Source organism: Micromonospora arida (assembly GCF_042873195.1).
In the GTDB taxonomy this organism is placed as follows: Bacteria; Actinomycetota; Actinomycetes; order Mycobacteriales; family Micromonosporaceae; genus Micromonospora; species Micromonospora arida.
This window is the reverse complement of record NZ_JBIALC010000003.1, coordinates 203393-228508: the sequence shown is the minus strand read 5'-3', so window position 1 is coordinate 228508 and position 25116 is coordinate 203393. Positions and strand designations below refer to the sequence as shown.

General features: G+C 69.9%; 28 protein-coding genes. 18 read left to right on the top strand and 10 right to left on the bottom strand.

Going from position 1 to position 25116, the window contains the following annotated elements; translation table 11 throughout:
* Positions 1-72: 72 nt before the first annotated feature.
* The 4 genes from ACFYP0_RS12205 (at position 73) to ACFYP0_RS12190 (ending at position 4122) form a co-directional block, all read left to right on the top strand.
* Complete coding sequence (locus ACFYP0_RS12205; RefSeq protein ID WP_124861106.1) at positions 73-1020, top strand: ROK family glucokinase; 948 nt, start codon at positions 73-75, stop codon at positions 1018-1020.
* An 11-nt stretch (positions 1021-1031) separates the two neighbouring features.
* Positions 1032-1724 (top strand): endonuclease/exonuclease/phosphatase family protein, encoded by a 693-nt coding sequence (locus tag ACFYP0_RS12200; protein WP_124861108.1) that lies wholly within the window; start codon positions 1032-1034, stop codon positions 1722-1724.
* A gap of 117 nt (positions 1725-1841) precedes the next feature.
* Positions 1842-3248, top strand: a complete 1407-nt coding sequence (locus ACFYP0_RS12195) for a flavin-containing monooxygenase (protein ID WP_124861110.1) — start codon at positions 1842-1844, stop codon at positions 3246-3248.
* Positions 3249-3327: 79 nt separating this feature from the next.
* Positions 3328-4122: an alpha/beta hydrolase gene (locus ACFYP0_RS12190; RefSeq protein ID WP_124861124.1), complete on the top strand. Its 795-nt coding sequence runs from the start codon at positions 3328-3330 to the stop codon at positions 4120-4122.
* 19 nt (positions 4123-4141) lie between these two features.
* Here ACFYP0_RS12190 and ACFYP0_RS12185 read toward each other — a convergent pair whose 3' ends face one another.
* The 6 genes from ACFYP0_RS12185 to ACFYP0_RS12160 all read right to left on the bottom strand — a co-directional run bounded on the left by ACFYP0_RS12185 (position 4142) and on the right by ACFYP0_RS12160 (position 9440).
* Positions 4142-5638, bottom strand: coding sequence for an alpha,alpha-trehalose-phosphate synthase (UDP-forming) (locus tag ACFYP0_RS12185; protein WP_244219181.1), 1497 nt, complete (start codon positions 5636-5638; stop codon positions 4142-4144).
* Between the two features lie 159 nt (positions 5639-5797).
* Positions 5798-6649 (bottom strand): DUF308 domain-containing protein, encoded by an 852-nt coding sequence (locus ACFYP0_RS12180; RefSeq protein ID WP_124861114.1) that lies wholly within the window; start codon positions 6647-6649, stop codon positions 5798-5800.
* A gap of 202 nt (positions 6650-6851) precedes the next feature.
* Positions 6852-8129 carry a tyrosine-type recombinase/integrase gene (locus tag ACFYP0_RS12175; protein ID WP_386995678.1) on the bottom strand — a complete coding sequence of 426 codons (1278 nt, stop codon included), beginning with the start codon at positions 8127-8129 and terminating at the stop codon, positions 6852-6854.
* The gene (locus ACFYP0_RS12170) at positions 8126-8422 is read right to left on the bottom strand and encodes a hypothetical protein (protein ID WP_386995676.1); all 297 of its coding nucleotides are present in this window, start codon (positions 8420-8422) and stop codon (positions 8126-8128) included. Before ACFYP0_RS12170 ends, ACFYP0_RS12175 begins: the two co-directional genes overlap by 4 nt.
* Positions 8423-8488: 66 nt before the next feature.
* Positions 8489-9136 (bottom strand): hypothetical protein, encoded by a 648-nt coding sequence (locus tag ACFYP0_RS12165; RefSeq protein ID WP_386995674.1) that lies wholly within the window; start codon positions 9134-9136, stop codon positions 8489-8491.
* Between the two features lie 136 nt (positions 9137-9272).
* Positions 9273-9440 (bottom strand): hypothetical protein, encoded by a 168-nt coding sequence (locus ACFYP0_RS12160; protein WP_386995672.1) that lies wholly within the window; start codon positions 9438-9440, stop codon positions 9273-9275.
* A 265-nt stretch (positions 9441-9705) separates the two neighbouring features.
* Between ACFYP0_RS12160 and ACFYP0_RS12155 the strand changes: the two genes are divergently transcribed.
* The 10 genes from ACFYP0_RS12155 to ACFYP0_RS12110 all read left to right on the top strand — a co-directional run bounded on the left by ACFYP0_RS12155 (position 9706) and on the right by ACFYP0_RS12110 (position 16247).
* Positions 9706-10167 carry a helix-turn-helix domain-containing protein gene (locus ACFYP0_RS12155; RefSeq protein ID WP_386996022.1) on the top strand — a complete coding sequence of 154 codons (462 nt, stop codon included), beginning with the start codon at positions 9706-9708 and terminating at the stop codon, positions 10165-10167.
* On the top strand, positions 10164-10397 hold the full coding sequence (locus tag ACFYP0_RS12150; protein WP_386995670.1) for a DNA-binding protein: 234 nt from the start codon (positions 10164-10166) through the stop codon (positions 10395-10397). Before ACFYP0_RS12155 ends, ACFYP0_RS12150 begins: the two co-directional genes overlap by 4 nt.
* Complete coding sequence (locus ACFYP0_RS12145) at positions 10394-12187, top strand: AAA family ATPase (RefSeq protein ID WP_386995668.1); 1794 nt, start codon at positions 10394-10396, stop codon at positions 12185-12187. Before ACFYP0_RS12150 ends, ACFYP0_RS12145 begins: the two co-directional genes overlap by 4 nt.
* A gap of 193 nt (positions 12188-12380) precedes the next feature.
* Positions 12381-12611, top strand: coding sequence for a hypothetical protein (locus ACFYP0_RS12140; protein WP_386995666.1), 231 nt, complete (start codon positions 12381-12383; stop codon positions 12609-12611).
* A 54-nt stretch (positions 12612-12665) separates the two neighbouring features.
* Positions 12666-13724, top strand: a complete 1059-nt coding sequence (locus ACFYP0_RS12135; RefSeq protein ID WP_386995664.1) for a hypothetical protein — start codon at positions 12666-12668, stop codon at positions 13722-13724.
* A 231-nt stretch (positions 13725-13955) separates the two neighbouring features.
* The gene (locus ACFYP0_RS12130) at positions 13956-14363 is read left to right on the top strand and encodes a helix-turn-helix domain-containing protein (RefSeq protein WP_386995662.1); all 408 of its coding nucleotides are present in this window, start codon (positions 13956-13958) and stop codon (positions 14361-14363) included.
* 532 nt (positions 14364-14895) lie between these two features.
* A complete protein-coding gene (locus tag ACFYP0_RS12125; RefSeq protein WP_386995660.1) occupies positions 14896-15156 on the top strand; it encodes a hypothetical protein in 261 nt (86 codons plus the stop codon).
* 276 nt (positions 15157-15432) lie between these two features.
* A complete protein-coding gene (locus ACFYP0_RS12120; protein ID WP_386995658.1) occupies positions 15433-15711 on the top strand; it encodes a hypothetical protein in 279 nt (92 codons plus the stop codon).
* A gap of 3 nt (positions 15712-15714) precedes the next feature.
* A complete protein-coding gene (locus tag ACFYP0_RS12115) occupies positions 15715-16053 on the top strand; it encodes a hypothetical protein (RefSeq protein WP_386995656.1) in 339 nt (112 codons plus the stop codon).
* A 2-nt stretch (positions 16054-16055) separates the two neighbouring features.
* Positions 16056-16247 (top strand): hypothetical protein, encoded by a 192-nt coding sequence (locus tag ACFYP0_RS12110; RefSeq protein WP_386995653.1) that lies wholly within the window; start codon positions 16056-16058, stop codon positions 16245-16247.
* 140 nt (positions 16248-16387) lie between these two features.
* Here the strand turns inward: ACFYP0_RS12110 and ACFYP0_RS12105 are convergent, their stop codons facing one another.
* Both ACFYP0_RS12105 and ACFYP0_RS12100 read right to left on the bottom strand, forming a co-directional pair.
* Entirely contained in the window at positions 16388-16936 is a 549-nt protein-coding gene (locus ACFYP0_RS12105) for a hypothetical protein (RefSeq protein WP_386995650.1), read from the bottom strand.
* Between the two features lie 100 nt (positions 16937-17036).
* The gene (locus tag ACFYP0_RS12100) at positions 17037-17399 is read right to left on the bottom strand and encodes a hypothetical protein (protein WP_386995648.1); all 363 of its coding nucleotides are present in this window, start codon (positions 17397-17399) and stop codon (positions 17037-17039) included.
* Positions 17400-17644: 245 nt separating this feature from the next.
* On the opposite strand from ACFYP0_RS12100, the gene ACFYP0_RS12095 reads away from it, so the two are divergent.
* The 3 genes from ACFYP0_RS12095 to ACFYP0_RS12085 all read left to right on the top strand — a co-directional run bounded on the left by ACFYP0_RS12095 (position 17645) and on the right by ACFYP0_RS12085 (position 20208).
* A complete protein-coding gene (locus ACFYP0_RS12095; protein ID WP_386995646.1) occupies positions 17645-17878 on the top strand; it encodes a GntR family transcriptional regulator in 234 nt (77 codons plus the stop codon).
* Positions 17879-18049: 171 nt separating this feature from the next.
* Complete coding sequence (locus ACFYP0_RS12090; RefSeq protein ID WP_386995644.1) at positions 18050-19108, top strand: hypothetical protein; 1059 nt, start codon at positions 18050-18052, stop codon at positions 19106-19108.
* A gap of 407 nt (positions 19109-19515) precedes the next feature.
* A complete protein-coding gene (locus ACFYP0_RS12085) occupies positions 19516-20208 on the top strand; it encodes a lysophospholipid acyltransferase family protein (RefSeq protein WP_386995642.1) in 693 nt (230 codons plus the stop codon).
* A 1-nt stretch (position 20209) separates the two neighbouring features.
* Here ACFYP0_RS12085 and ACFYP0_RS12080 read toward each other — a convergent pair whose 3' ends face one another.
* A complete protein-coding gene (locus tag ACFYP0_RS12080; protein ID WP_124861118.1) occupies positions 20210-23728 on the bottom strand; it encodes an AAA family ATPase in 3519 nt (1172 codons plus the stop codon).
* A gap of 137 nt (positions 23729-23865) precedes the next feature.
* On the opposite strand from ACFYP0_RS12080, the gene ACFYP0_RS12075 reads away from it, so the two are divergent.
* Complete coding sequence (locus tag ACFYP0_RS12075; protein WP_084597913.1) at positions 23866-24123, top strand: hypothetical protein; 258 nt, start codon at positions 23866-23868, stop codon at positions 24121-24123.
* Positions 24124-24309: 186 nt separating this feature from the next.
* Here the strand turns inward: ACFYP0_RS12075 and ACFYP0_RS12070 are convergent, their stop codons facing one another.
* Positions 24310-25002, bottom strand: a complete 693-nt coding sequence (locus ACFYP0_RS12070) for a Crp/Fnr family transcriptional regulator (protein ID WP_091407574.1) — start codon at positions 25000-25002, stop codon at positions 24310-24312.
* Between the last annotated feature and the right edge of the window lie 114 nt (positions 25003-25116).

The window sequence follows — 25116 nt, the reverse complement described above, 5'->3', positions numbered from 1 at the left end:
GGGACCTTCCGACCCGGACCGGCACTGGGCCGGAACCTGGGCCGGACAGCACAGCAGAGGGGGGCGGTAGCGGTGACGCTGACCATCGGAGTCGACGTCGGTGGCACGAAGGTGGCCGGCGGTGTCGTGGACGACACCGGCACGGTCCTCGTGCAGACCCGACGGGACACTCCCGCCGATGACGTGGCCAAGACCCGCGACGTCATCATCGAGTTGGTCGGCGAGCTGGCTGCCGGGCGGACCATCGAGGCCGTCGGCATCGGCGCGGCCGGTTGGATCGACGCCAGCCGTTCGACGGTGCTCTTCGCTCCCAACCTGGCCTGGCGTGACGAACCGCTGCGCGAGTACGTCAGCGAGGCCGTCGGGCTGCCCGTGATCGTGGAGAACGACGGGAACGTCGCCGCGTGGGCCGAGTTCCGCTACGGCGCGGCCCGCGACGCCGACGACTCGATGATCATGTTCACCATCGGCACCGGTGTGGGTGGCGGCATCGTCCTCGGCGGCGACCTGATGCGCGGCGCGCACGGCATCGCCGCGGAGCTGGGCCACATGCTGGCCGTGCCGGACGGGCACCAGTGCGGCTGCGGCCGGCTGGGCTGCATCGAGCAGTACGCCAGCGGCAGCGCCCTGGTGCGGTTCGCGCGGGCCGGCGCCCGGCAGGAGCCCAACCGGGCCGCCGCCCTGCTGAAGCTGGCCGGCGGCGAGGCCGAGGCGATCACCGGCCCGATGGTGACCACCGCCGCGCAGGGTGGCGACCCGGTCTCCGCCGAGGCGTTCGCCCAGATCGGTCGGTGGCTGGGCACCAGCCTCGCCGACATGGCGCAGATCCTCGACCCGCAGACCCTGGTGGTCGGCGGCGGCGTGATCGACGCCGGTGACCTGCTGCTCGGTCCCACCCGCCGCTCGTACCTCGACGCGCTCGCCCAGCGCGGTCGCCTGCCGGTGGCCGAGGTGCTCCCGGCGGAGCTGGGCAACAGCGCCGGGGTGATCGGCGCCGCTGACCTGGCCCGCCGGATCTGAGGCGGCCCGGGATGGGTGTGCCGCTGCGCGTGGTGTCGTACAACATCCACAGCCAGCGCGACGACACCGCCGCGCTGGCGGCGGTGGTCCGGGCCGCGACGCCGGACGTGGTGATCGTGCAGGAGGGGCCGCGCCGGTTCCGGTGGCGGCAGAAGTCCGCCACGTTGGCCGAGTCGTTCGGTCTGGTGGTGGCCGCCGGTGGGCTTCCCGCTCTGGGCAACCTGCTCCTGACCAGCCTGCGGGTCCAGGTGTTGGGCACCCGCTGCCAGCGCTTTCCGCTGACCCCCGGCCGGCACCTGCGCGGCGCCGCGTACGCCGACTGCCGGGTCGGTGACGCCCGGTTCACCCTCGCCGGCTCGCACCTGTCCACCGACCCGGCCGAGCGGCCCTCCCAGGCCACCGAGTTCAAGCGTGGTCTGGACGCGGCGACCAGCCCGGTGGTGGCCGGGGCGGACCTCAACGAGGGTCCGGACGGGCCCGCCTGGGCCACCGTGTCGCGCGGGTTGACCGACGCGGCGGTGGCGGCCGACCGGGCCGAACGGCTCACCTACTCCTGTGCCGACCCGCGCCGGCGCATCGACGCGCTCTTCGTCGACCCGCGGATCACAGTCGTCGACTACGACGTGGTGGACACCCCGCAGACCCGCCGGGCCAGCGACCACTTCCCGGTCCTGGTCGACCTGCTGCTGCCCGCCACCGACTGACCCCCGACTCCGGCTCGACCGTCGGCGCGTCCGGCTCAGGACTGGACATCCGGCCCGGTTGTGGAGAGGATTTCGCGGCGACCGGCACGCCTGCCGTACCAAAAGGAGATGTCCCCGGTGTCCACCTCCACCGACCACGGCCGGCCCGACCCGGAGGCGACCTCGCCCGCGGCGAACAGCGACGGCCGCCCGGTCTCCGACCGGGGCGACACGGTCTGCGTCATCGGGGCCGGGGCCAGCGGCCTGACCGCCATCAAGAACCTGCGTGAGCACGGGTTCGGTGTGGACTGCTACGAGCGGGAGACGGGCGTCGGCGGCGCCTGGAACTGGCGACACGACCGCAGCCCGGTGTACGCCAGCACCCACCTGATCTCGTCGAAGCCGTTCACCCAGTTCCCCGACTTCCCGATGCCGGACTCCTGGCCGGACTACCCGCACCACGGTCAGCTGCTGTCCTACTTCGAGCGGTACGCCGACCACTTCGACCTGCGTTCGCACATCTGGTTCGGCACCGAGGTGGTCCGGGTCGAGCCCGTCGAGGGGGACCGGTGGGACGTGACCACCCGCTCCACCGGCGGGTACGGCCCCGAGCGCACCGCCCGGTACGCCGCCGTGGTGATCGCCAACGGCCACAACTGGTCGCCGAAGCTGCCCCGCTACGAGGGCCTGGAGGAGTTCCGCGGCGAGATCATGCACGCCTCGTCCTACAAGGACCCGGCGCAGCTGCGCGGCAAGCGGGTGCTGGTGGTCGGCGCCGGCAACACCGGCTGCGACATCGCCGTCGAGGCCGCCCAGCAGGCGTCGCGCTGCTGGCACTCCACCCGCCGGGGCTACTGGTACGCGCCGAAGTACGTGCTCGGTCGCCCCGCCGACCAGGTCAACGACAGCCTGTTGGCGCTGCGGGTGCCGCTGCGGGTGCGGCAGTGGCTCTACCACTGGACGCTGCGGCTGACCGTGGGCGACCTGACCCGCTTCGGGCTGCCCAAGCCCGACCACCGGGTGTATGAGACGCACCCGATCGCGAACAGTCAGCTCGTCTACTACGTGGGCCACGGCGGGATCGGCCCGGTGCCGGACGTCGCCCGGTTCCACCCGTACGCCGTGGAGTTGGCCGACGGCCGCGAGATCGACCCCGAGGTGGTCGTCTTCGCCACCGGTTACCTGCCGCGCTTCGAGTTCCTCGACGCGTCGGTGTTCGGCGACAGCGCGGGCGCGGGCAGGCCCACGCTGTGGCTCAACGCGTTCACCCCGGGGCATCCGACCCTGGCCGTCGCCGGCCTGCTGCAACCGGACTCCGGGCTGTTCACCCTGTCGCACTGGCAGACGGTGCTCTTCGCCCGGCTGCTACAGGCCCGTCGGGACCGTCCGGAGCGGGCCACGGCGTTCGCGTCTCGGGTGCGGGAACGGGCGGGGGAGCGGTACTCCGGGCCGGTCAAGGACAGCAGCCGGCACTGGTTCGAGGTCGGGCACGCCGACTATCTGCGCGCTATCCAACGCGCCCTGGTCGAGCTGGAGGGCAAGTGAGCGCGAGGAGTGAGCTTGCGAGCCCCGCAGTCGCGAATGAAAGGCTGGCACGGTGAGCGCGAGTAGCGAGCTGCGGATCATGCGGGGCCGGGAGTGGTCCCGGCCGGTCCGGCCGGCCCGGCGGGAGGTGCTCAGCGCGGTCCCCGAGCTGGAGGAGGGGCGTCCGCCGCTGCTGTTCGTACCCGGGTTCGGGCACGGCGCGTGGGCGTTCGCCGAGCACTGGTTGGGTCACGTGGCGTCGCGGGGGTTCCCGGCGTACGCGGTGAGCCTGCGCGGACACGGTGGCAGCGAGCCGGCACCGGAGGCGACGCTGCGGGCGTACGCCCACGACGTGGTCCAGGTGGCCGCGAGCCTGCCGCGGCAGGCGGTGCTGGTGGGGCACGGCGCCGGGGCCCTGGTGGTGGCGCACGCGTTGGCCCGCTACCCGGCGCGGGGCGCGGTGCTGGTGGCGCCGGTCTTCGGCGGTTGGAAAGTGCTGGGCGCGGCGTTGCGCCGCAACCCCGCGGGTACGTTGCCGGCGGTGTTCGGCGGGCCGTTGCGGCTCAACCGGGGGCAGTTGTTCAGCCGTGAGTTGCCCGACGAGGAGGCCCGGCGGTATGTCGGACGCCTCGGTCGGGCGGGTCGGCGGGCGCAGTGGGCGTTGCTGGGTGAGCCGGAGGCCGAGCCGGCCGTGGGAGCGCCCCCGGTGTTGGTGCTGGGCAGCCCGGACGACCGGGTGGTGCCGGCGTCGACGTTGACCCGGGTGGCCCGCCGGTACGGGTCGGCCCCGTTACTCTTTCCCGGGATGGGCCACGACCTGATGCTGGACGCGCGGTGGGCGGAGCCGATCGACGCGATCCTGGACTGGCTGGAGAAGGAGCCGGTGGCGCGCTGAGCAGCCAGGCCGTCGGCGGTCAGCCGCCGGCCTGGTGGACGCCCGGGCTGCCGGCCGGGGTGGCCGGCCGGGGCACCCGAGCGGCGCTGTCGGAGCCGGTGTCGGTGCTGGTCAGGCGACTGATCAGGGCGCCGCCCTCGTCCAGGGCTCGTAGGTAGGAGCGGGCCCAGGCCCGGATGTCGTGCTGGTGCAGGTGGGCGCGCATGGCGCGCATCCGCTGGGTGGTGTCGGCCGGGTCGGCCCGCAGCGCCGCCCGCAGGCCCTGCTTCAGTCCTTCCAGGTCGTGCGGGTTGACCAGGTACGCCTGGGACAGCTCGGCGGCGGTGCCGGCGAACTCGCTGAGCAGCAGTGCGCCCGTGTCGTCGACCCGCGCGGCCACGTACTCCTTGGCGACCAGGTTCATACCGTCGCGCAGCGGGGTCACCGCCATCACGTCGGCGACCCGGTAGAGCGCGGCCAGTTCGGCCCGGTCGAAGGGCTGGGTGAGGTAGTGGATCGCCGGCTCACCGACCCGGCCGAACTCGCCGTTGATCCGGCCGACTTCGCGTTCGATGCGCTCGCGCAGGATCTGGTACTGGCCGACGCGTTCCCGGCTCGGCATGGCGACCTGCACCAGCACCGTGTCGCGGACCTTGACGTCGCCGCTGGCGAGCAACTCGCTGTACGCCTTGAGGCGCTGCTCGATGCCCTTGGTGTAGTCCATCCGGTCCACGCTGAGGACGACCTGCCGGGGATCGCCGAGGTCCTGGCGGAGTCGGTGGGCCCGGGCGGCCACGTCCGGCCGGTCGGCGAGCGCGGCCATCTCGGCGGTGTCGATGGAGACCGGGAAGGCGCCGATGCGGACGACCCGGTCGTCGATGCCGATCCGCCGGTCGGTTGCCGGCAGCTCCAGCACCCTGGTCACCAACTGGGCGAAGTTGTGCGCCGCCTGCACCCGCTGGAAGCCGACCAGGTCGGCGCCGAGCATGCCGCGCAGCAACTCGGCCCGGCGGGGCAGTTGCATGAACAGCTCCGGCGGCGGGAACGGCACGTGCAGGAAGAACCCGATGCGCAGGTCGGGGCGGAGCGCGCGCAGCAGGCCGGGGACCAGTTGCAGGTGGTAGTCCTGCACCCAGACCACTCCGCCCGGCTCGGCCACCTCCGCGGTCGCCTCGGCGAAGCGCTGGTTGACCCGCTGGTACGCCTCCCACCATCGGCGGTGGTGTTGCGGCTGCTCCACGGAGTCGTGGTAGAGCGGCCAGAGGGTGGCGTTGGCGAACCCCTCGTAGTGGTCGCGCAGGTCTTCCGAGCTGAGCGCGACGGTGTGCATCCGCACGCCGTCCACGTCCGGCAGGGCGGGGGCGGGCCCGGTGCCGCCGGCCCAGCCGACCCAGGTCGCCGGGGTGTGCCGTAGGAGCGGGAGCAGCGCGCTGACCAACCCGCCCGGGCTGCGCCGCCACTCGCAGGCCCCGTCGGGGGCCTGATTGTCGTCGATGGGGAGGCGGTTGGCCACCACCACGAGAGAACTCTGTCGCATCTCGGGCATTCCGATCAGCAGAGGACTGACCGCCGCGAGCAAGGAAAAACCGGTCAGTCAGCGGGGGAAGTGACGTACAGCGGTATTCCTACTGACAGTAAGTTACACCACTGTTACGCGCCCGGCGGGGCGCTGCTGTCCCGGGATGCGGGCCGACCTTCAGACGACGGCGCCGTTGTCGGGATCGTCCTCGTCCTCGTCGCCGGGACGCAGCCGCCAGATCAGCGTGACGAAACCGGCCAGGATACCGGTGAACCCGAACAGCGTGACCGCGGATCGGTCGATCGGGAGCAGCCACGGGAAGAGGAACAGCACGAAACCGACGACCACACCGAGCACACCGATCACCGCGTACTTGCTGACCCGCGGCAGCGGTGGCGGTGGCGGCGGGTGATAGCCCTCGTCGTCCTCGTCGTCGGGCAGGTCGGCGCCGAAGGTGTCCAACCCGTCCAGCAGCGACGGCTCGTCCGGTCGGGTGCCGCGCCCCACGGAGATCCCGGAGATGTCCGTCGCGGACGGCAGCCGGCGAACGTCGGTGGCGGTCGGACCGGGTTCGTCGGTGCCGGAGCGGGTCAACGGCCCGGACGTCGGCCCGTCCCGGTTGTCCCGCTCGTCCACGTCCTCCGAGGCCGGCCACGGGTGGTCACCGGGCGTGGAGGTGGTGTGGAAGCCCGCCACGATCCGCGCCCACTCGGCGTCGATGTCCGGTTCGTCGCGAGCCGGTGGCTGCTCCGGAGCGGTCTCGTCGGCGAGCTGGGTCAGGTAGTCCCGGGCGGTGGTCAGGTGCGAGCGGTCGACGTAGAGCCGGTCGACCGGGCGGGCCGGCACGGTCGTGGTGCGGGTGACCGGGTTGAGGTCGGCGGAGGGCTGGAGGTAGGCGGCGATCCCGCCGGCGGCCAGCACGTCGAGCAGGTGCTCACCGACGCGCGGATCGACATCGCCGACGACGGCGTACTCGTTCGCGTCGAGCCCGTTGTCCCGCCGTCCCCGGCGGGCCCCACCCGCTGACACCCGGACATCCCCCTTAACGCGCCTTCCGGCGCGGCCACCGCTGCCCTTCGGCGCCCGTCCGCACGCCGTGCTCTGAATCGTGACACGTCAGGGCATGGTTCCGGGAGTGCGTTAGGTCGCGTCTTCCAAAACCAGAGCCCCTGCCGCTGGTCACGGCAGGGGCTCTATGTCCGTTCTTGCTAGGGGAGCATTAGGGAAGGGGTCAGCCGGTGGCGTCTCGGAAGGTCTCGCCGATCCTGTTGATCACCTGGAGGTGCGCCTCCAGAGAGACATGGGCGTACCGGTCGTTGGTGATCTTCTGGCTGGAGTGCCCCATGACCTTCGACAGGGTGGCCATGTCGACTCCGCCGGTCCGCCCCGTGGTGGCGAACGTGTGCCGCAGGTCGTGGAAGCGCAGCCGGGGGAGCCCCGCTTGGTCGGTCAGCTTCCGGAAGGTCCGCCCCACGCTGTCCGGGTACAGCGGCTTCCCGTCCTCGTGGGTGAACACCCAGCCCCCGTCGTTCCAAGCCGGCCCCCACTGCAGGCGCTCCCGGTTCTGCTGCGCCCGCCACTGCCGCAGGGCGGCGACGGTGTCCGCAAACAGCGGCATCCGCCGGTCACCGGCTTTGGTCTTTGGCTTCTCGACCACCGACACCTCCCCGGCGACCGTGACCCGCTGCCGCCACACCTTGAATGTTCCGTCGTCGAGGTCCACGTCCGCCCAGCCGAGCGCGAGCAGCTCCCCCCGGCGCAGCCCGTTGTACATCGCGAGGTGGATCAGCGGGTAGAGCCGGTCGCCGTGTTCGTGCAGCCAACTCAGGAACTGCTGGCCTTGTTGGGGTGTCCAGTAGTTGGGTTTCTGCTCGTCGGTGTCGGGGAGGTCCACGAGCCGGGCGACGTTGCGGGGGACCAGATTGTTTTTCTCGGCGCTGGCGAGGCAGTTGCTGACGATCGAGTGCATCCGGCGGATGCTGGAGGGGGAGATCGGCCGGAGGATCTGCCCTTTCGCCCCCACGGCTTTCCTGCCGGTTCTAGCTGCCTCTTCGATCAGCTTCTGCCGGTCGCGCATGATCGCGCCGTACGCCCGTTCGAGGTGGCCGACGGTGAGGTCTTTCAGCTTGTGCTTGCCGAGCCGGGGCACCAAGTGCAGTTCGAGCGCGTCCTCGTGGGCTCGTTTGGTCGAGGGGCGAAGCTTGCCCATTTCGACCTTGGTGGCCAGCCACTCGGCAGACCAGCCGGCGAAGGTCGTCCGAGGGCCTGTGCTGATCTTCCCGTCCCGGTCGGCGGTCCCAACATCTTCGCGGGCTTTCATTGCGTCCCGGCCAGTCGGGAACGCGCCCTTGGTGACTTGCCGGCGACGTCCGTCCGGCCCGGCGGGCAGCTCGATGTGGAACGCCCAACGGTGTTCGGTGCACCTGCTGGCGGGGCAGTCGCGGTTGCACCGCTGGTACACCCCGGCGACCTTCTGTCCTCGGTAGACGAAGGCTCGGTTGCGGTTCACCGCTGGTTCCTCCTGGTCTTGCGGGTGCTGATCGGGGTGCCTTCGACCCCGGCGGGGAGGGGCTGCCCGGCGGGGGTGTCCTGGTCGTGCCCGTACTCGGCGGGTGCCGGTCGGGGGCCGTAGGCGAAGCTGTCGATGGCGTTCATCAGCTCCGCGAGGTCGGCGCTGGTCAGTTCGGGGTAGCCGTGCCGCAGCAGGACGATCCGCAGGTCGAGCAGCAGGCCGTACGACAGCCGGTGGTCGGGTTCGTGGCGGGGGACTGGGTAGTTCGCGCTGGTGGGTAGGTTGTCCACGGGTCGCCTCCTGTTAGGCGGTCAAGGCCCCGGGTTGGTGGTGGTGCACCGTCCCGGGGCCGCTTTCTATTGGGGCTGCGCGGTTGGTGCCTGATCGGTGTTGCGTGGGGCTTCCTTGAGCCGCCTCTTGACGGTCTGGATGCTGATGCCGAGTCGTTGGCCGATGGTCTTCATGCCGACGCCTTGTCGGTGCAGCGCCAGACACCTGGCGGCCTGCTCGGCTCGTTCGCTCACGCCATAGGGGGCGAACCTGTTCCGGCGAGCCCTTGGCGAGGCAAGACGAAACACTGGGCGACCTCCGGTTGGGTTCTTGGCGACCGCCGCACGGTGCTCGGAAATCACGGCCCGGCGCGCTGCGAGGCGGTCCGGCCCCACCCAATCCCTCACTTTGGACGGGATCACCTCGAAAGCGATGGCGAGGCTAGCGACGCCCTCGCCCGCGTCGAACCGGCGGACACATTCGTCGACCTCTTCCGCCGTAACCGCCGGGCGAGCCCTGTTCCAATCCATCGCAGCCAGGCGCGCTTTGCGCACGTCCTGACCGATCCGACTGGCAGTGGTCGAATAGCCGAGCCCCACTGCCCGCGCAATGTCGGCAATCCGCTCACCAGCCATGAAACGACGTCGGCATTCGGCAGCCTGTTTGGCCAATTCGGCGCGGGTGTAGGGGGAGATGATGGGCTGATACCCAATGCCGAGGACGTTTCTGGTCAACCGTTGCTCCTGGGGCGAGGATCGACGGTGGGGGTGGGCTGGGCGGTCGCCGGCCTGGCCGGGGTGGGCTGCGGTTCTGGCCGCAGCGCGAGCGCTCGGGCGACCCGTTCGGCCAGCCAGTCGCGCGGTTCGGCCTTCACTTCGCGGTCGCCTGGTCGCGGCGGGCGAGGTAGTCGGTGATCGCCTCCCGGATCAGGAAGTTGACCGGACGGCGGTCCTCGCGGGCGCGCTGTTCGAGGTCGGTCTTCATAGGGGTGGGCATCAACAGCATTACCTTGGCGTCATTGCGGAGTTCAGGGTCCACTTCGGGTGCTCCTCGAATTGGGTTCTATTTGCGGAGCCCTTGCCCCCCAGGGTGGGCAGGGGACAAGAGCCCCGCAGAAAAATCCCACCACTAGAGCACGTCTATACACAATCTATAGGTGGTATAGCGGTGCGCTAGATGAGTCACAAAGGGGAGAAGTTCTTCCGGTCTGTGATCGACGCCACTTCTTAAGGTCAAGCGAATTGCCCGTTTCACGTGGAACAGAACACGCGGCGTGGCACGCATTGTGCGTGGCGCAGTCAACATGGTTAGTCGCCGGCAGGAACTGCTTTACTTGTTGTCAGAACGACAAGTGAGCGTCAGCGACCCGCAGTCGACTTCCGGAAACGAAGCGCGTAGAGGGTCAGAGAGAGCGTCCTGCGCGTCGGACGCCGCTGCCGAGAACAACACCCCACGCCGAGCTGCCCGTCGAACCACAAGGACGGTCACCCAAGGACGGCGGGGGTCTCGGTCAGCGCTCTTCCGAACCGACTTCGGGAGACCCTCGATGGCAACACGACGCAAATTCAGCGGTACCAACCTACGCGCAAGACGGGAAGCTGCCGGTTTCCACCAAACCACCCTTGCCCAGCAAGTGGGCGTAGCCCCCTGCTCGGTCAGTAGCTGGGAGACCGGGCGGCGGGCACCCTTCTCGCCGGTCCTGCTACAGCTCGCCGAAGTGCTCGACTGCGAGGTCGGCGACCTGTTCGAGGCGGTGGCCGAGTGAACGTCACCGTCCCCACCGTCGACGAGGTCTGGGCGTTCCCAGTGACCGTCGATGTCCCGACCGCCGGCAGGTGCTTCGGCATCGGCCGCGATCTGTCCTACGACCTCGCACGGCAAGGTGCGTTCCCGGTCCCCGTCCTGCGGCTCGGCCGTCGGTTGGTCGTCACCCGGGCCGCGCTGCTCCGGGCGCTCGGAGAGGCCACCGAAGCCCCGGACGGGGGTGCCCGGTGAACGAGCAGACCCGGGCAGCAGAAAGCCCCCAGATGGCCGACACCGAAAACGACCACCCGGGGGCTGACTGGACCAACACCCGACACGACAACCAAGGCAAAACCGAGGCGAACCCAATTATATCAGGGCAAACGTCGACTGAGGACGGTGCTCGGGGATGCAGGCTTCACCCGAACGACCCAGATGAGTGCAAGTTTCACCCCGATTGGGAAGAGTGGACGCGGAGCGCGATCAAACAACAGTTCAGCGAACTCGACCCCGCAAGCGTCGACCCCGAAGACCAGGCAAAGATCCATGCCGCTTGGCGTTACGTCGAGGCGGAAGGGCTGCGCAGGCTTGGCCGGGACCGCAACGACCCCGTGGTCGTCGGCTGGGCACGCGAGACGTACCGGGCTTGGCAAGACGGCGCAGCGGAACGGGAAGCCGCCGAGGCCGCGAAGGAACGCGAGCAATTCGAAGCCCGTGTCGCGTACGAAGCGAACAAACTGCGGGCGCAGAAGGAAGCCGCCCGACAGGTAGCGGCCACCACCGACGAGGACGAACCCGAGCCGGGCGACGACCAAAGTACGGGCGGGTGGGCACCGGAGGACCTCACCGCGATCTTGGACGGGAACTACGAACCGGAGCTGCCTAAGCTCCTCCCGCGCACCGACGGGGTGGCGCTTCTCTACCCCGGTCGGGTCCACTCGCTGCACGGCGAGTCCGAGTCCGGCAAGAGCATGGTCGCCCAAGCCGAAACCGCCCGGGTGTTGGTCGAAGGCGGGACCGTCACGTACGTCGACTTCGAGTCCGACGCCGCGTTGGTGGTCGGTGGGCGGCTGCTGCCGATGGGCGTCCCGAGAGACGCGATCAGCCAACGCTTCAAGTACGTCCGGCCGCAGTTCGACTACGGCGTCAGCCTGGAGAGCCGGGCAGCGTTCAAGGTGTTGGTCAGCCAACCCGCCGACCTGTGCGTGATCGACGGGGTCACCGAAGCGCTCGTGACGTTCGGGAAGGCCGGGCGGAACGAAGACGAGTTCACCGACTGGTTCCGCCGGCTGCCGAAGAAGATCGCCCGGAAGACCGGCGCGGCGGTGGTGTTGATCGACCACGTCACCAAGGACTCGGAGAAGCGCGGGCGGTTCGCCCTGGGCAGCCAGGCGAAGATGAACGCCCTCGACGGGGCGGCGTACACCGCCGAGGTGAAGCGGGCGCTCGGGCAGGGCATGGAGGGCTTGATCGAGCTGCGGGTCGGGAAGGACCGGCCCGGCCAGGTCCGGCCGAAGTGCGGGGCGTTCCAGAAGGACCGGACCCAACTCGCCGCCTGGGTGTGGGTCGATTCCACCGACCGCAAGACGATCAAGGTCAAGGTCGACCCGCCCGGCCAGAACGACGACGACCAGGGCGACGGCACCAGGCAGCGGAAGATGCCGCCGTCTCAGGGCAAGCTCCTGGAGGCACTGCGGGCCGGCGGCAGTAAGAAGCAGACGATCAAACAGTTGACCGCTTGGGTGCAGCACACCTACCAGGAGGAGAAGGAGATGACGCGGGTCACCGCGTCGAGTCAACTCAATCTCCTGTTGGGGGAGTACCACCTGGTCCGGCGGAAGTCCGGCAGTCGCCCCGGTGAGCAGACGCTGTGGTGGCTGGCCGAGAGCCCGGACGACGTGGCAGACGACGACGTGGCGCGGTGCCCCGGGTGCCGGAAACCGCTGCCCGAAGGTCTCAACTGGTGCCGGGGCTGCGCGGCGACGTTGGACGACCAAGACCGAGACGCCCGCCGAGAAAACGACGGTTACTACCCGTACTGAGACGACCACGAGCGCGGCGTAATCGTGGACGCGTAGTCGCCCGCCCCTCTTTAGGGGGCGACTACGCGTACACGTAGTCGACTACGCGTCGCTTACGGCGATTACGCGGGACGAGTGACAACCCCAAAACCAGAAGTAACTGCGGGTTGAAGAGCCAACCCGACCCCCCACGAACAGACCAGGACGGCAACCAATGGCCAAGAACCGAACCCAACCCCGACTCCGACTCACCCTCCACTACCGACCCAGACGCGACACCCACCGCACCACCGAGCGGTACACCTGCACCAACTACGAACTCACCCCCGGCTGGGTCATCCTCCACAACGCCCAAGAGCACGACTGGTACCGACGACCGGTCAGACCCACCACCACCCGACTGGCCATCCCCACCAACCGCATCGCCGAAATCACCCAACACTGACCAGACGCAGCCCCGCAGGACCCCGCCGCCAACGCCAACCTGAAAAACTGAACCGTGACTACTACGGAACCGGACCGGGACGCGGAACAGGTCGGCACCACCGGCAACCGGCTCGCCACCATCATTCGATTCGCGCTACGAGGCGTGTGGGTAGAGCCCAGCACTCTCGGCAGCCAATACACCTGGGCAACTGACGGATACCACGTCACCCTTACCCTGCCCCGAAGCCCAGAAGACTTCATCAAAGACGACGAACCGGAAGTCGAACCCATCCCCGCCATCACTGCCGCACCTGTCTTCCAAGGAAGCGGCAGCGTCCCAGCCGCCGTCGTGCACGTCATCGAGGTCCGAGTCACCTTCGATGGACCCCTCTGGCTCAAGGACAAGGAAACCGCCGCAGCCGGCCCCGGCGGGACGCGCGGCCGTCAATTCAGCGAGTTCGGCAATCGAGCCCAGGACCTCTGGTTGCAAGGACGGGCGGTCGCCGAACGGCTCACCCACGCATGGCTATCCCATGTCCGCACCATCGCAGGACAGCCCTGGCTGGGCATCACCGCCGAAATCCCCCAGCAGTACGGTCGAAGCCCGCTGATCGACGAAGCGTCCGGAGAAGGTTTCATGGCCTTCGGCCCCCGGGAAGCTATGACCTTCCGCCATGGGGGCCTAGCGCTTTCTGCCGAACGGCTCGACCGCGCACGCGACCTGGTGCTCACCGGAGACCCGCCAGCAGCCGAAGCGCTGCTCGCAGATGCTCGATTCCTCGCTGGCGGAGCCGACACCGTTGACGCGCAACGCGCCGTCCTGGTAGCCGCCATCGCCTGTGAGGTCAAAGCCAAGCGAGTCGTCGTCGAGCGAGCCGAGCCCGAGCGCCGTCAAGGGCTCGGCGGGATGTCCGATCTCGACAAGATCGTCGACCAGTTCTACCAACGAGCATTCGGCGTATCTCTCAGGCTGTCGAACCAAGAACTGTTCAGGAAAGTCAAGCGGCTCAGCGCCCTGCGGAACAACATCGCGCATAGGGGCGAGCCGGTCGACCGCGAGGAGTGCGACCAGCTCATACTCGCCGCGACCCAGCTCTTCGACTGGCTGGACTCGATTCAACCCTCGCCGTAGGAAGCTGCTGCCGGCCTTCCGCAGGTCGCCCGCCGGGGCCTGGCCGGTGCCCCTCTCTGGCGGGTCCGAGCACCATCTGACCTAGTGCTCGCCCTAACAACGGGGTTCCCGCCGCAGGTCAGGCCGGGTCGTGCGTGCCATGTGAACGGGCACGGCGGGTTTCGGGGTGCCCATCGGTGGCGGTCCGGTGTGCTTTTCTTGACGCGCAAGTTGATCTTGAGAGGGGGCGAGGTGGCTGCGAAGACGGCAATGGAGCGCGCGACGCAGGAGCTTCGGGTGTTGGAGCTGCGCCGCAGGGGTGTCACGTACGAGCAGATCGCGGCGGAGATGGGCATCAGCCGGCGGACGGTCGAACGCCGGTACCAGGAGGCGCTGCAGCGGGTCGGGTCGGACACGGCCGAGCAGGTCCGGCGGGAGGCGGAAGATCAGATCTACACGGTGCGGCGGTACGCGTACGACCTGTTGGACCTGCCGAATCTGACGGTGAGCGAACGGTCCAACGTGCTGCGGCTGGTGTTGCAGTGCAACCGGGAGCGCGTCGATTTGCTCGGGGCGAAGTGGCCGTCGCACATGATCGCGACGTTGGAGATCGAGGCGAATGGTCTGGAGGTGCCCGGTGGCGCTCGTTCTGCCAGGTAAGCGGCGCACGACGCACAACGTCTGCGGCCCGTCCTGCCCGGATTGGTGGGCGACCCGCCGACCAGATGAGCGGGAGCTGATGACGATGTTGTACGAGGCGCACCGGGCGGTGGCGGTGCGGGAGGGCCGTCCGGACCCGGGGCCGTTTGTGGAGCCGAGGAAGCCGTGCACGGAGGCGTCTCGGAAGCGGTCGGCTCGGGAGTTGGCCGGGTTGGTGGCCGAGGCGAAGCAGGCGGTCGATCGGCAGCAGGTGGCGCTCCGGGCGGGCACCACGCACACTCCGGTGCCTCCTGAGTTCAGAGCACCCGACCACCCGCCGCAGGGTTGCTTGGTGGCCGAACCGCCAACCTGCCCGGAGGTCTTTCCGGAGCCCCCGGCAGCCGCACCCCGCCCTGACCCCCGGGAGCCGGCTCCTGTGGCTCCGGAGACCACGGAAGACCCCACACCGACCCCACCGAAGAAGCGACCCCGCCGCCCTGCCGGGTTCATCGACTCAATCGACACCGTCCCGGGCAGTCGGCGGCGGTGACCGGTGTACCACTCCAGGGCCGATGTGGTGGTGTCGGTCGGCCCGCAGCGGTTGGAAGGCGGCGGCCCCTGCGACGCCTGCGGCCAGACCTGGCCACCCCTGCGGATCGTGCACTGCGGCGGGCTCGACGGGTGCCACGAACTGTTCAGCTCCGACCGCGCCTACTGGCGGCACCTCACCTGGTCGGACAACGGATGTGACCTGAACGCGAAGGGCCTGTACCGCGCGGAGAACTCCGCCGGGCGGACCATCTGGCGGATGTGACCAGCTCGGCCCGTGCGTCCCAACCCGACGTTGCGGTAGACTTAGCACAGATGTACGAATGCCGCCTAAGTCGACCCGGAGCGTTGCCGCACCACCGCCCAGGCCCGGCGGAGGTCCCGCAGCGACGACGACAACCGGCCCCCGCCCGAACCGCAGACCGTGCCCAGAACGCCGGTTGGCCCGGCTCAACAGAGCCCGCCCGACCCGCACCCTCGCCACGTCGCCCAGGGGCAACCACCCAACACCCAATCGAACTACATGCGAATTGAGGCACAGGTGAGCGTGCAAGACGACGCGACCGCCGCCCTCGACTGGGCGACCGCCCGGGAGCAGGAGTTGGTGGCCGAGCTGGCGACCGCGCAGCAGATGCAGCGGCTGGTCGAAGCGAACATGGCCGAGTTGCAACAGCCGAAGTGCGAGAACCGCCGCGCCCAGGAGCGCGAGGTTCCCGACCAGTTCGTGGCGCTGCGGATCGCCAATCTGAACACGGAGCTGACCGAAGTCCGCCGGGTGCGGTCCCTGGCCGAGTGGGCGCTCGCCCCGCAGGAGGGCTGAACGATGCCGAAGACCAGGAGCAGGTACACCGCGCCGCCGTTAAGCCAGCGGCAGCAGGAGGAGCTGACCCGACAGCGGGCGGTCGAGCGGCAGCAGGAGCTGGAGCGGCTGTACCCGTCGCCGGCCGAGCTGGCGCAGCGGATGGCCGGCGAGCAGGAAGACGGGATGCGTCGGGTGCTCGGCAGCAGCGAAAACGGCCGGGCGTGGGCGCAGGAGGTGGCGGCGAAGCAGCCGCGAGCCAGCCACGGACCGGGGAACGAACACCCCGCGTGGGTGGTCAAGGCGGCCGAGCGCAGCCGGCCGTTGGACCGGGTGCAAGACGACCAGGACGAGGAGTGGTGACGATGGGCAAGGTTGTTCGGGGCGGTCAGCGTTCGGCGAGGGCGACCCCGCTGGGCAAGGTCCAGCCGACGGAGGACGTCGCTGCGTCGGGTCGGGCGCTGGAGCGGGACCGGTCGACCAAGGACGCGGCGGATGCTCGTAGCCGGGCGGCGCACACGAAGACGGTCGAGGGTACGCAGCACACGACCACCTGACCGACACAGACTCCGGCCCCCACCTAACCTTGGGCGGATCTGGGTGGGGGCTGGTCTGTGTCGCCGGAGGGCGGTCCGCCTGCCTCCGTCCCGCATGGGTTGGACGAACTGCGACTGCCCGCCGGGGAGGTCTTCTGAGATCAGTCCGACAGATCCGGGTCAGCCATCGCGGCACGGAGGCAAGACTGCAACTCGGACAGGTCTCGATGTATGCCAATAATGAATTGGCTGTCGGCATCCAAGTAGGGCTGGCCCTGCGGAGTGTGGTTCGGACTGCCTTCGTACAGCTCCCAGTACACGCTCTCCTCCGACTGGCGCAGCCGGTACCACGCATCCCGTACAGATTTCGGCGCTAGAAGCTTGACCTGTGCGGTGAGCTTTTCGTGGTGGATTAGGCCGTCTGCTCCTCTGGCTTTGGTGATGCCAAGTTCGTCGGTGACCGCACTCAAGGCTTCCTCGAAGTTCTGCGAGTACTCGGCCAGATCTACGTAGAGCTTGATCCGCAGCTCGCGAAGCCGATCGGCCCTCTCGCGCTGCCAGCGGATATCGTCGATCTCTCGTTCCCTTAGCCACCGCTCGTCCTCCCGCTTCTTGCTTGCACGCTGGGTGAGCCAAGCTGCGGTCACGGTGCCCCCGACGCCAGCCGCAGCCACGACGATCGGCACCCACAAGGGAGTGGTTGCTTCCATCTCTCCAGTTTCGCGCTTGCCGACGGCCCCCTGCGCGCCCCGGTGGGGTCGTCGTGGGTCTCCCGTGGCTCCCGGCGGCCTCTCGCCGCCCGGCGGGGTGTCAGGGCGGGGTCGGGCGGCGCGGCGCGGGGGAGGGCTTCCGAGACGGGTCCGGTTGCCGGTGCCGGTGGGTGGCCTGGTTCATCCGCCCCCGCACCGGAACCGGCCGACCCTGCGGCGGCGGTTCGACCAGCAGTCGCAGCCCCTCCTTGCGGACGAACAGCTCCCGGCGGGCGAGCGCCTCACCCCGGCTGTCGAGTTGGTACCCCTCCAACCACACCCACCCGTCGTAGGTGATCCGGTCGGCCAGGACCTTGATCAGCCGGAACCGGAACGGGATGGCGAACTGGACCGACGCGGCCCGGTCGATCTGCAGCAGGTCGCCGGCCTTCAACCCGGTCACCATGGGCGGGTCTTCCGCCACGCGGCGATCCGCGCTCGGGCCATCGCCAACCCGGGGCACCAACCGCACGGGTGGCACTCCCGGCACCGCTCTCCTCGGTGGGCGTCGATGCGGGTCCCGGCGATCTGCACGAGGAACGGGACCTCTCTGACCTGCGGCAACACGGCGGCCTCCTCGCCACTTATGTCGGACCTTGACTTAAGTCGAAGCTTGACCTAAGTTTGATCTTGTGGTAACTGATGGGTTTGACGGTTAGTGTCTGGGCCGTGCCCTACGAGCAGGCTGAGTACCGGCGAATCGCCGACTTGATCACCGAGCGGATCAAGTCCGGCGAGTTGAAGGCGCACGACAAACTGCCGTCCACCTCGGAGCTATCCGAAGAACACCATGTCTCGTGGGCGACCGTCAATCGCGCGTTTGGCCTGCTACATGACCGTGGGCTGGTCTACGGCCGGCAGGGCAAGGGTGTGTTCGTGGCCGAGGGGCGCGACTCCAAGTAGCTGCCGCCCACGGCTTCCGGCTGGCTGGTGTCGCCCCGCCGGACAGCAGGGCTTGCCCGTTCAGGCCGATGTTTCCAGACCTGGAGAGTCGCTCAGGTCAGGAGCCTCCGGTGTCGTACGCAGCCAGTACCCTGCTGATCGATGTGACCACGAGCGATTCGGGGGGACCGCATGGCGAGCGGGTTCAAGATCAATCCACGCGGCATCCAGCAGATCAAGCGCAAGATTGAACGGGAGTTCGCAAAGGACCCCGCGCAGGTGGCCCTGCACGCCACGGTCGGCGGTAGCGTCGGGGGCGTGGGCGTTGAGTGGTCGTACCCGGAATTGGTCGCTGGGTGGCTGATCGATTGGGCGTACATCTACTCGGAGGGCAAGCGGGGCATGGTGCCGTCGGTTATCGAACTTCTGCGCCAAGCGGATGCCCCTGATCGCGCGCCCTTGGTCGAGTCTTACGCTGACGTGGCTGTCGATGCGCTCATCGAAATGGGACTCCTTAATGAGTCCGACAGGCTTGGCGGTAGTTCCTCTGTAGCTCGGGCGGTCTGGCTGTCCGAGGCGGGGCGTCGCGAGGCGGTCGCCCGGATCGAGCGCCGCAAGGACAACCGGACTCGCCGCGTCACCTGCCGGGACGCTGTGTTGCGTTGGGTATACGAGCAGGACGCAAACGGCGAGCCGACAGACATCGCCGAGATTGTCAGCAGCCCGTATGGCTGGTTCAACGGAGCGCAGTTCAGCGCGGCCGACCTGGTGGAGTCGGTCCGGTTCCTCCGGGAGCGGCGGCTACTGGGCGGGACAGACGAGACCCCGACCATCGAGCCGGCCGGGACCGAGTGCATCGAGCAGTACGGGAGTGTCGTGGACTACCTGAACCGGGGAGACGGGGCCGGCGTGAACGTGACCATCATGGGCAACAACAGCGGCCAGCTCGCGGTGGCGAACCGGGACGTCGCCCAGAACCAGACCAACACCAACCAGGTCGAGGCGCTCGCGATCTTCGCAAAGGCCCTCCGCGAGTTCGGTCAGCTTCTGCCGGCGGAGCAGCAGCCGGAGTACGAGGAGGTCGCCGCCGCGCTGGAGCGGGAGGCCACGAAGGACCAGCCGAACAAGGGCTGGGTCAGGGCACTGCTTGACCGGGCGACGGGTCTGTTGGAGGGGGCTCCGCAGGACCTGCACAACCTGGCGCAGGTGGCGAAGGTCGGGTTTGACATCTACAACCAGGGCATGAGCTAGGCCGGCGGTTTGGCTCCTAGCGGTTAGGGCCGCTGTTAGGGAACGGAGCCGTACGGGCGACGACGGAGCCGTACGGAGCCGGACGACGGGGCGACGGAGCCGTACTCAGACGTATCGAACCGTACGGAGCCGGACCGGGCCGGACGGTAGACGCCCCGTGAATCGTGACACGTCAGGGCATGGTTCCGGGAGTGCGTTGTGTCGCGTCTTCCAAAGTCACGGCTGCTCCCGCAGGTCGCGGCGCGGCTCCTTTGTCCGTTCTTGCGCGACAAGTGCGATCTCGGTGAACGCGGACGGCGATGCCTCGGCCCCCGGACGTCGTCCGTTGTGGTGAGAGCGCTCGCTTCGTAGGCTCGTCGGCGACGACGGCTGGCGCTGTCGCGGGCACAGCACGGGAAAGGACGCCGGTGCTCTACTGGCTGCTGAAGTACGTCATCCTCGGTCCGCTGCTCAAGCTGATCTTCCGCCCGCAGGTGGAGGGCCTGCGCAACGTGCCGGCGACCGGCCCGGTGATCCTGGCCAGCAACCACCTCTCCTTCTCCGACTCGATCTTCACACCGTTGATCACCGCTCGGAAGGTCACCTTCGTCGCCAAGGCCGAGTACTTCACCGGCAAGGGAATCAAGGGCTGGCTGACCAAGATGTTCTTCGTCGGCACCGGCACGATTCCGGTGGACCGCTCTGGTGGCCGGGCCGCGCGCGCCGCCCTGGACACCCAGTTGCAGGTGCTGCGGTCCGGGGGAGTGGCCGGCATCTACCCCGAGGGCACCCGGTCCCCCGACGGGCGGCTCTACCGGGGCAAGACCGGGGTGGCCCGGCTCGCCCTGGAGAGCGGCGCGGTGGTGGTGCCGGTGGCGATGCTCAACGCCGACGAGATCCAGCCGCCGGGCAAGCTCATCCCCAGGATCGACCGGGTGAAGATCCGGTTCGGGGCGCCGCTGGACTTCTCCCGCTACGCCGGGCTGGCCGGCGACCGGTTCGTCGAGCGCGCGGTCACCGACGAGATCATGTACGAGTTGATGGAGCTCTCCGGTCGGGAGTACGTGGACGTCTACGCCCAGAAGCTCAAGCAGCCCGTCCCGACACCGTTGGCCGCCTGAGTCACCGCCGGGCCGGCCCGGTCGGCGGTCCGGGCAGGTGGAGCAGGGCCGGCGCGTGGTGGCGGGTGGCGAAGTCGTGCAGGCGGGCGCGGGTCGCCGCGGCGGCGGGTGGGTCGGTCTCGGCCAGCGGGCCGATGGCCAGCGCCAGCGTGATGATCTCGTCGGTCACGTCGGTCATCCGGGCATAGCTCGCCGCCGCCGAGCGCAGCAGTCTCGCCGCGGTCGAGGCGTCCCCGGCGTGCCGGGCCAACGTGGCGTCGGCTACCTGACCGGCCGCGTGAGCCCACGGGGTCATCCGGGGCGCCCGGTCGAGCAGCTGCCGGACCAGCCGGGCCGCGTCCGCGCCGAGCACCCCGGCGACGTGCCCGACAGCCGGCACCCACTCCGCGAACGGAATCATCCGGGTCCGTTGCCAGTCCTCGTCCAGCTCGGTGAGCAGCGCCATCGCCTCGTCACGGCGGCCCTGCACCGCCCGGCAGAGAGCGGCGTGCGCCAGGGTGGAGCGCAGCACCCGGTGGAAACCGGTTCGCCGCGCCGCGACCAGCGCCTGCTCGACCAGATCCCCACCCGTCGCGGCCGGCCCCGCAGTTTCCTCGGGCCGGTCGGGGCCGACCAGCTCGGCTCCGGCCAGCCCGCGCATCCAACCCGAGACCGCCACGATGTGCAGATCCCACTCGGCGGTCGGCCGTCGGGTCGACTCCGCCGCCATCGCCAGCGCCGCCGTCCAGTCGGACGCGTAGTACGACCGCGCCCACTGGTCGGCGAAGCTGGTGGCCAGGCTGTGCTCGCCGCCCAGGTCGAGGGTGAGCTGCTCGTCAACCAACCGGGCCGAGCCGGCCAGGTCGCCCTCCTCCTGCAACGCCCAGGCCAGGTTCTGCACCGCCCGGCGCCGACTGGTCAGCCGCTCCACCCGGCAGTGCTCGGTCACCTCCGCCAGCTCCGGGAACGCCGAGGCGGAGCCGGCCAGGTAGCGCGCCACGGCGAGGGTGATCCGAGCGTTGGCCTGGACCTCGCGCAGCTGGAGCCGCTCGGCGAGGGACGCTGCCGCCCGCGCTGCGGTGCACGCCGGCTCGGTTTCCGCGTTGAGCATGTGCACCCGGGCCAGCTCCAGCAGGGCGCTCGCCTTCTCCTGACTGTCCGGTAGGTCGCCGTAGATGCCGATCGCCTGGTCCAGGCAGTGCAGGGTCGCCGACCGGTCGGCCCGACTCCAGGCGGCGGTGGCGAGCAGCGTCCAGGCGCGCGCCGCCCCCGTCCGGTCGCCGCTCGTGGTGAGCCGCTCAGCCAGCCGGGTGAGGGTGTCCGTGCCCCCCGCCACCAGGAAGGCGTCCCCGTCCCGATAGAACGCCAACTCGGCGTCGAACAGCTCCAGTGCCGGGTCCGGCCCGACGTCCATCGCCAGCGCCCGGCCGACCAGCGCGGCGGCGGTGTCCAGCGCGTGCAGCTCGTACGCGCGGCGGGCCGCCCGGTGCAGCGCGGCCCGTGCCGACGGGGCGTAGGGGGCGGTGTCCAGCCCGACCGTCCGGGCGATCTCGTGGGCCGCCCAGCGATGGTTGGCCAGCACCTCGGCCAGGTCGTACTGCCGGCCGTCGGTGAGCTGTGCCATCCAGTCGGCGGTGCGTTGGTGGCGCAGCACCCGTTCGGCCCTGGGCAGCCGCTGGTAGCAGACGTCGCGCACCAGGATGTGCCGGAAGCGGTACTCGGACTGACCGGGCATCGTCGACGTGCTCTGCTCGTACACCAGGTCGCGACGTTGCAGGCGGTCCAGCGCACGCTCCACCCACTCCACCGGCCGGCCCAACGCCATCGCCACCGGCGCGGCCCAGAACACCACGCCGACCACGGCGGCGGCCTGGAGCACCGCCCGGTCGGCCGGGTCCAGCAGGTCGAGCCGGTTGGCGATGACCGCCTGCACGGTGCGGGGCATCTCCGCGCCACCGTCGAGGTCGGGGCGGGCGGCCGAACCGACGGCGTCGAGCAGGCCGCCGTCCAGCAGCATCCGCGCGTACTCCTGGGCGTAGAGCGGGTTGCCGTCGGCGAACTCGATCAGCGGGGTACGCGAGCTGGACGGCAGCGTCGCCTGCCCGAGGAGCAGCGAGTAGAGCGTGTCGATGTCGGTGTCGTGCATCGGCGGCACCGAGATGGACATCGCGCCACTGATCGTGCCGGTCCAGGCCGGGTGCCGTTCCCGCAGCTCCGGCCGGGCGGTCGCGACGACGAGCAGCGGTACGCCGCGCGCTGACGCGCCCAACTGCTCGACGAAGGCGAGCATCGCCTGGTCCGCCCAGTGCATGTCCTCGAAGACCAGCACGGTCGGGCCGGCGGTCGCCAGGGCGAGCAGGAACCGTCGCCAGGCGGCCTCGGTCTCGCCGGGGGTGAGCCGTTCGCCGGGCACGCCGATCAGCGGCCCGAGCGCCTCGGCCAACCGGGTCGCGTGCGGGTCGGCGAGTTGCCCCAGCCGGGCCCGCAGCCGCTCGCGCAGCGCGACCGGGTCGTCGACCTCGGGCACGCCCACCCAGGTCTTCACGATGTCCGACAGTGCGGCCCAGGTGACGTTCTCGCCGAACGGCGGGCACTGCCCGACGAGCCAGGTGATCGGCGGGCCGGGCATGCTGCCGGCGTGCCGGGCCAGCTCCCGCAGCAGCCGGCTCTTGCCCACACCGGCCGGGCCGAACACCGTCACCAACTGGGAGGTCCGCTCGGTCACCATCCGGTGCAGCGCGTTGACCAGCAGGCCGCGCTCGTGTTCCCGGTCCACCATCGGAGTCAGCTCGGCGCCGCGCGGGTCCCGGTGTGGTCGCACCTGGACGGCCAGCCAGATCCGGCTCACCGCGGACCGGCCGCGCAGGGTGACCGGTGGCTGGTCGGCGTACTCCATCTCGTGTCGGGTGGCCGACCAGGTGCTCTCGTCGACGACGACACCGCCCGGCGGGGCGAACCCCTGTAGGCGGGAGGCCGTGTTGACCACGTCTCCGGTCACGAAGGCCTGCCCACCGTCACGGGTGGCGGAGAGGTCGACCAGGGCCTCGCCGGTCGCGATGCCGACCCGGAAGCCCAGCGGCGGCTGCGGCCCGGCGGGCTGGCGGGCAAGGTTCCGTTGCAGCTCCAGGCCGGCGCGGACGCACCGCAACGCGTCGTTGTCGGTGGCCACCGGCGCGCCGAACAGCGCCATCGCCGCGTCGCCGATGTACTTCTCGACCACCCCGCCGTACTGGTGCACGATGCGGCGCACCGTGGCGAAGTAGGTCTGCTGCAGACTGCGGGCCTGCTCCGGGTCGGCCCGCTCCGCGTAGCTGGTGAAGTCCACGATGTCGACGAAGAGCACGCTGACCTGACGCCGGTCCTCCTGCACCGCGGCGGCGTGGTCCCGCAGCGGTTGACCGCAGCTCGTGCAGAAGTTGACCTCGGTGCTGTTGGCGTGCCCGCAGTGCGCACAGTTGACCCCGAGCGGCTGGCCACACCCGCCGCAGAAGCGGTCGTCCGGCCCGGCCGCGCGTGCGCAGTGTCCACACTTGAGGTCGATGTTCAGCTCCGTGGGCGAAAGAGGTCAGTATCGCGGCTGGTCGGCCCAGTCGGGTACCCGACGTGCGGACGGGCAACGGCATCGATCGGTCGGGGTTAGTGTTCCGTACCAGGAAGTTTCATGTCAGGGAGAGTGCCGTGCAGGTACGACTGTCCGCCTCGTGGACCGATCCGGGTGGCACGCTGTGGGCGCCGGGCGACACGATCGACGTCGATGCGGTCACTCTCGCCGAACTGGAGGAGCAGGGCATGGTGGAAGAGCCTGAGGGTCAGTCGGGCGGGTCGGGGGAGACCACGACCACCTCGTCGAGCACGTCCACGGCTGGTAAGCCGACCGATCCCAAGAAGATCGGGCCGGGGCCGGGTGCGCCGCCGGCCGACAGCACGGAGAACTGATCGCCCGGGTGCGGTCGGCGGGCCATCGGTCCACCGGCCGCACCCGTCTGTCCTGCACGTTTGCTGATGCCGGTCGCCAGTGGCGGCCGGCATCAGCCGTGGCTGCGGGTGGGCTGGTCGGCGACTGGCGGCGGACGTCCACACCGGAGGTCAGGTCGGTGACGAGGCCGGCGACAGGTCGGTCGGTCAGCGGTCGGCCATGCCGGCGCGGCGGCGCAGCGCGGCCACGTCGGTCACCACGATCCGGCGGCCCTCGGTGCGCAGCCAGCCACGGCTGGCGAACGAGCCGATCGCCTGGTTGACGCTCTGCCGGGAACCACCGGCCATCTCGGCCAGTTGGCTCTGGTTGAGCTCGATCGTGATCATCGGTGCCTGGCTCTCGCCGGCCAACCGCACCAGCGTCTTGGCCACCCGACCGGGCAGGTCGAGGAAGACGTGGTCGGCGTTCTGCTCGGTGAGCCGGCGGATCAGCCCGCCCAGTGAGCGCATCACCGCGTCCAGGATGCGGGGGTTGGAGTGCACCAACTCCATGAACGCGCCCCGAGAGAGCGCGAGCGCCGCGCAGTCCTCGATGGCCTCCGCCGAGGCGGACCGGGTGGACGCGTCGAGCAGGGAGACCTCACCGAGCACGTCCGGTGGACGGATAACCGACAGCACGGCCCGCTCGCCGGTGGGTGCGGTGCGAAAGACCGCCACCGCGCCGCGGCGCAGCACGATCAGGGACTCGCCCGGGTCGTTCTCCACGAAGAGCAGTTGGCCCTTGCGGTAGGTGCGCGGAACGGCGGCGGCGATGACACGCTGCCGCACCTCGGGCTCCAGCCCGGCGAACATCTCGACACCCGTGAGCGCGTCACCCGGCTCCGGCAGGCGAACCTCCACGGCCCAACCCCTCCCCCGGTCATGGACCACAACTCGCTCACCGGGCGAACCTGATGGGCCCAGACAAGGTGAACTGACACCGATTCGGCGTCCGGTAGCGGTACACATCAGATC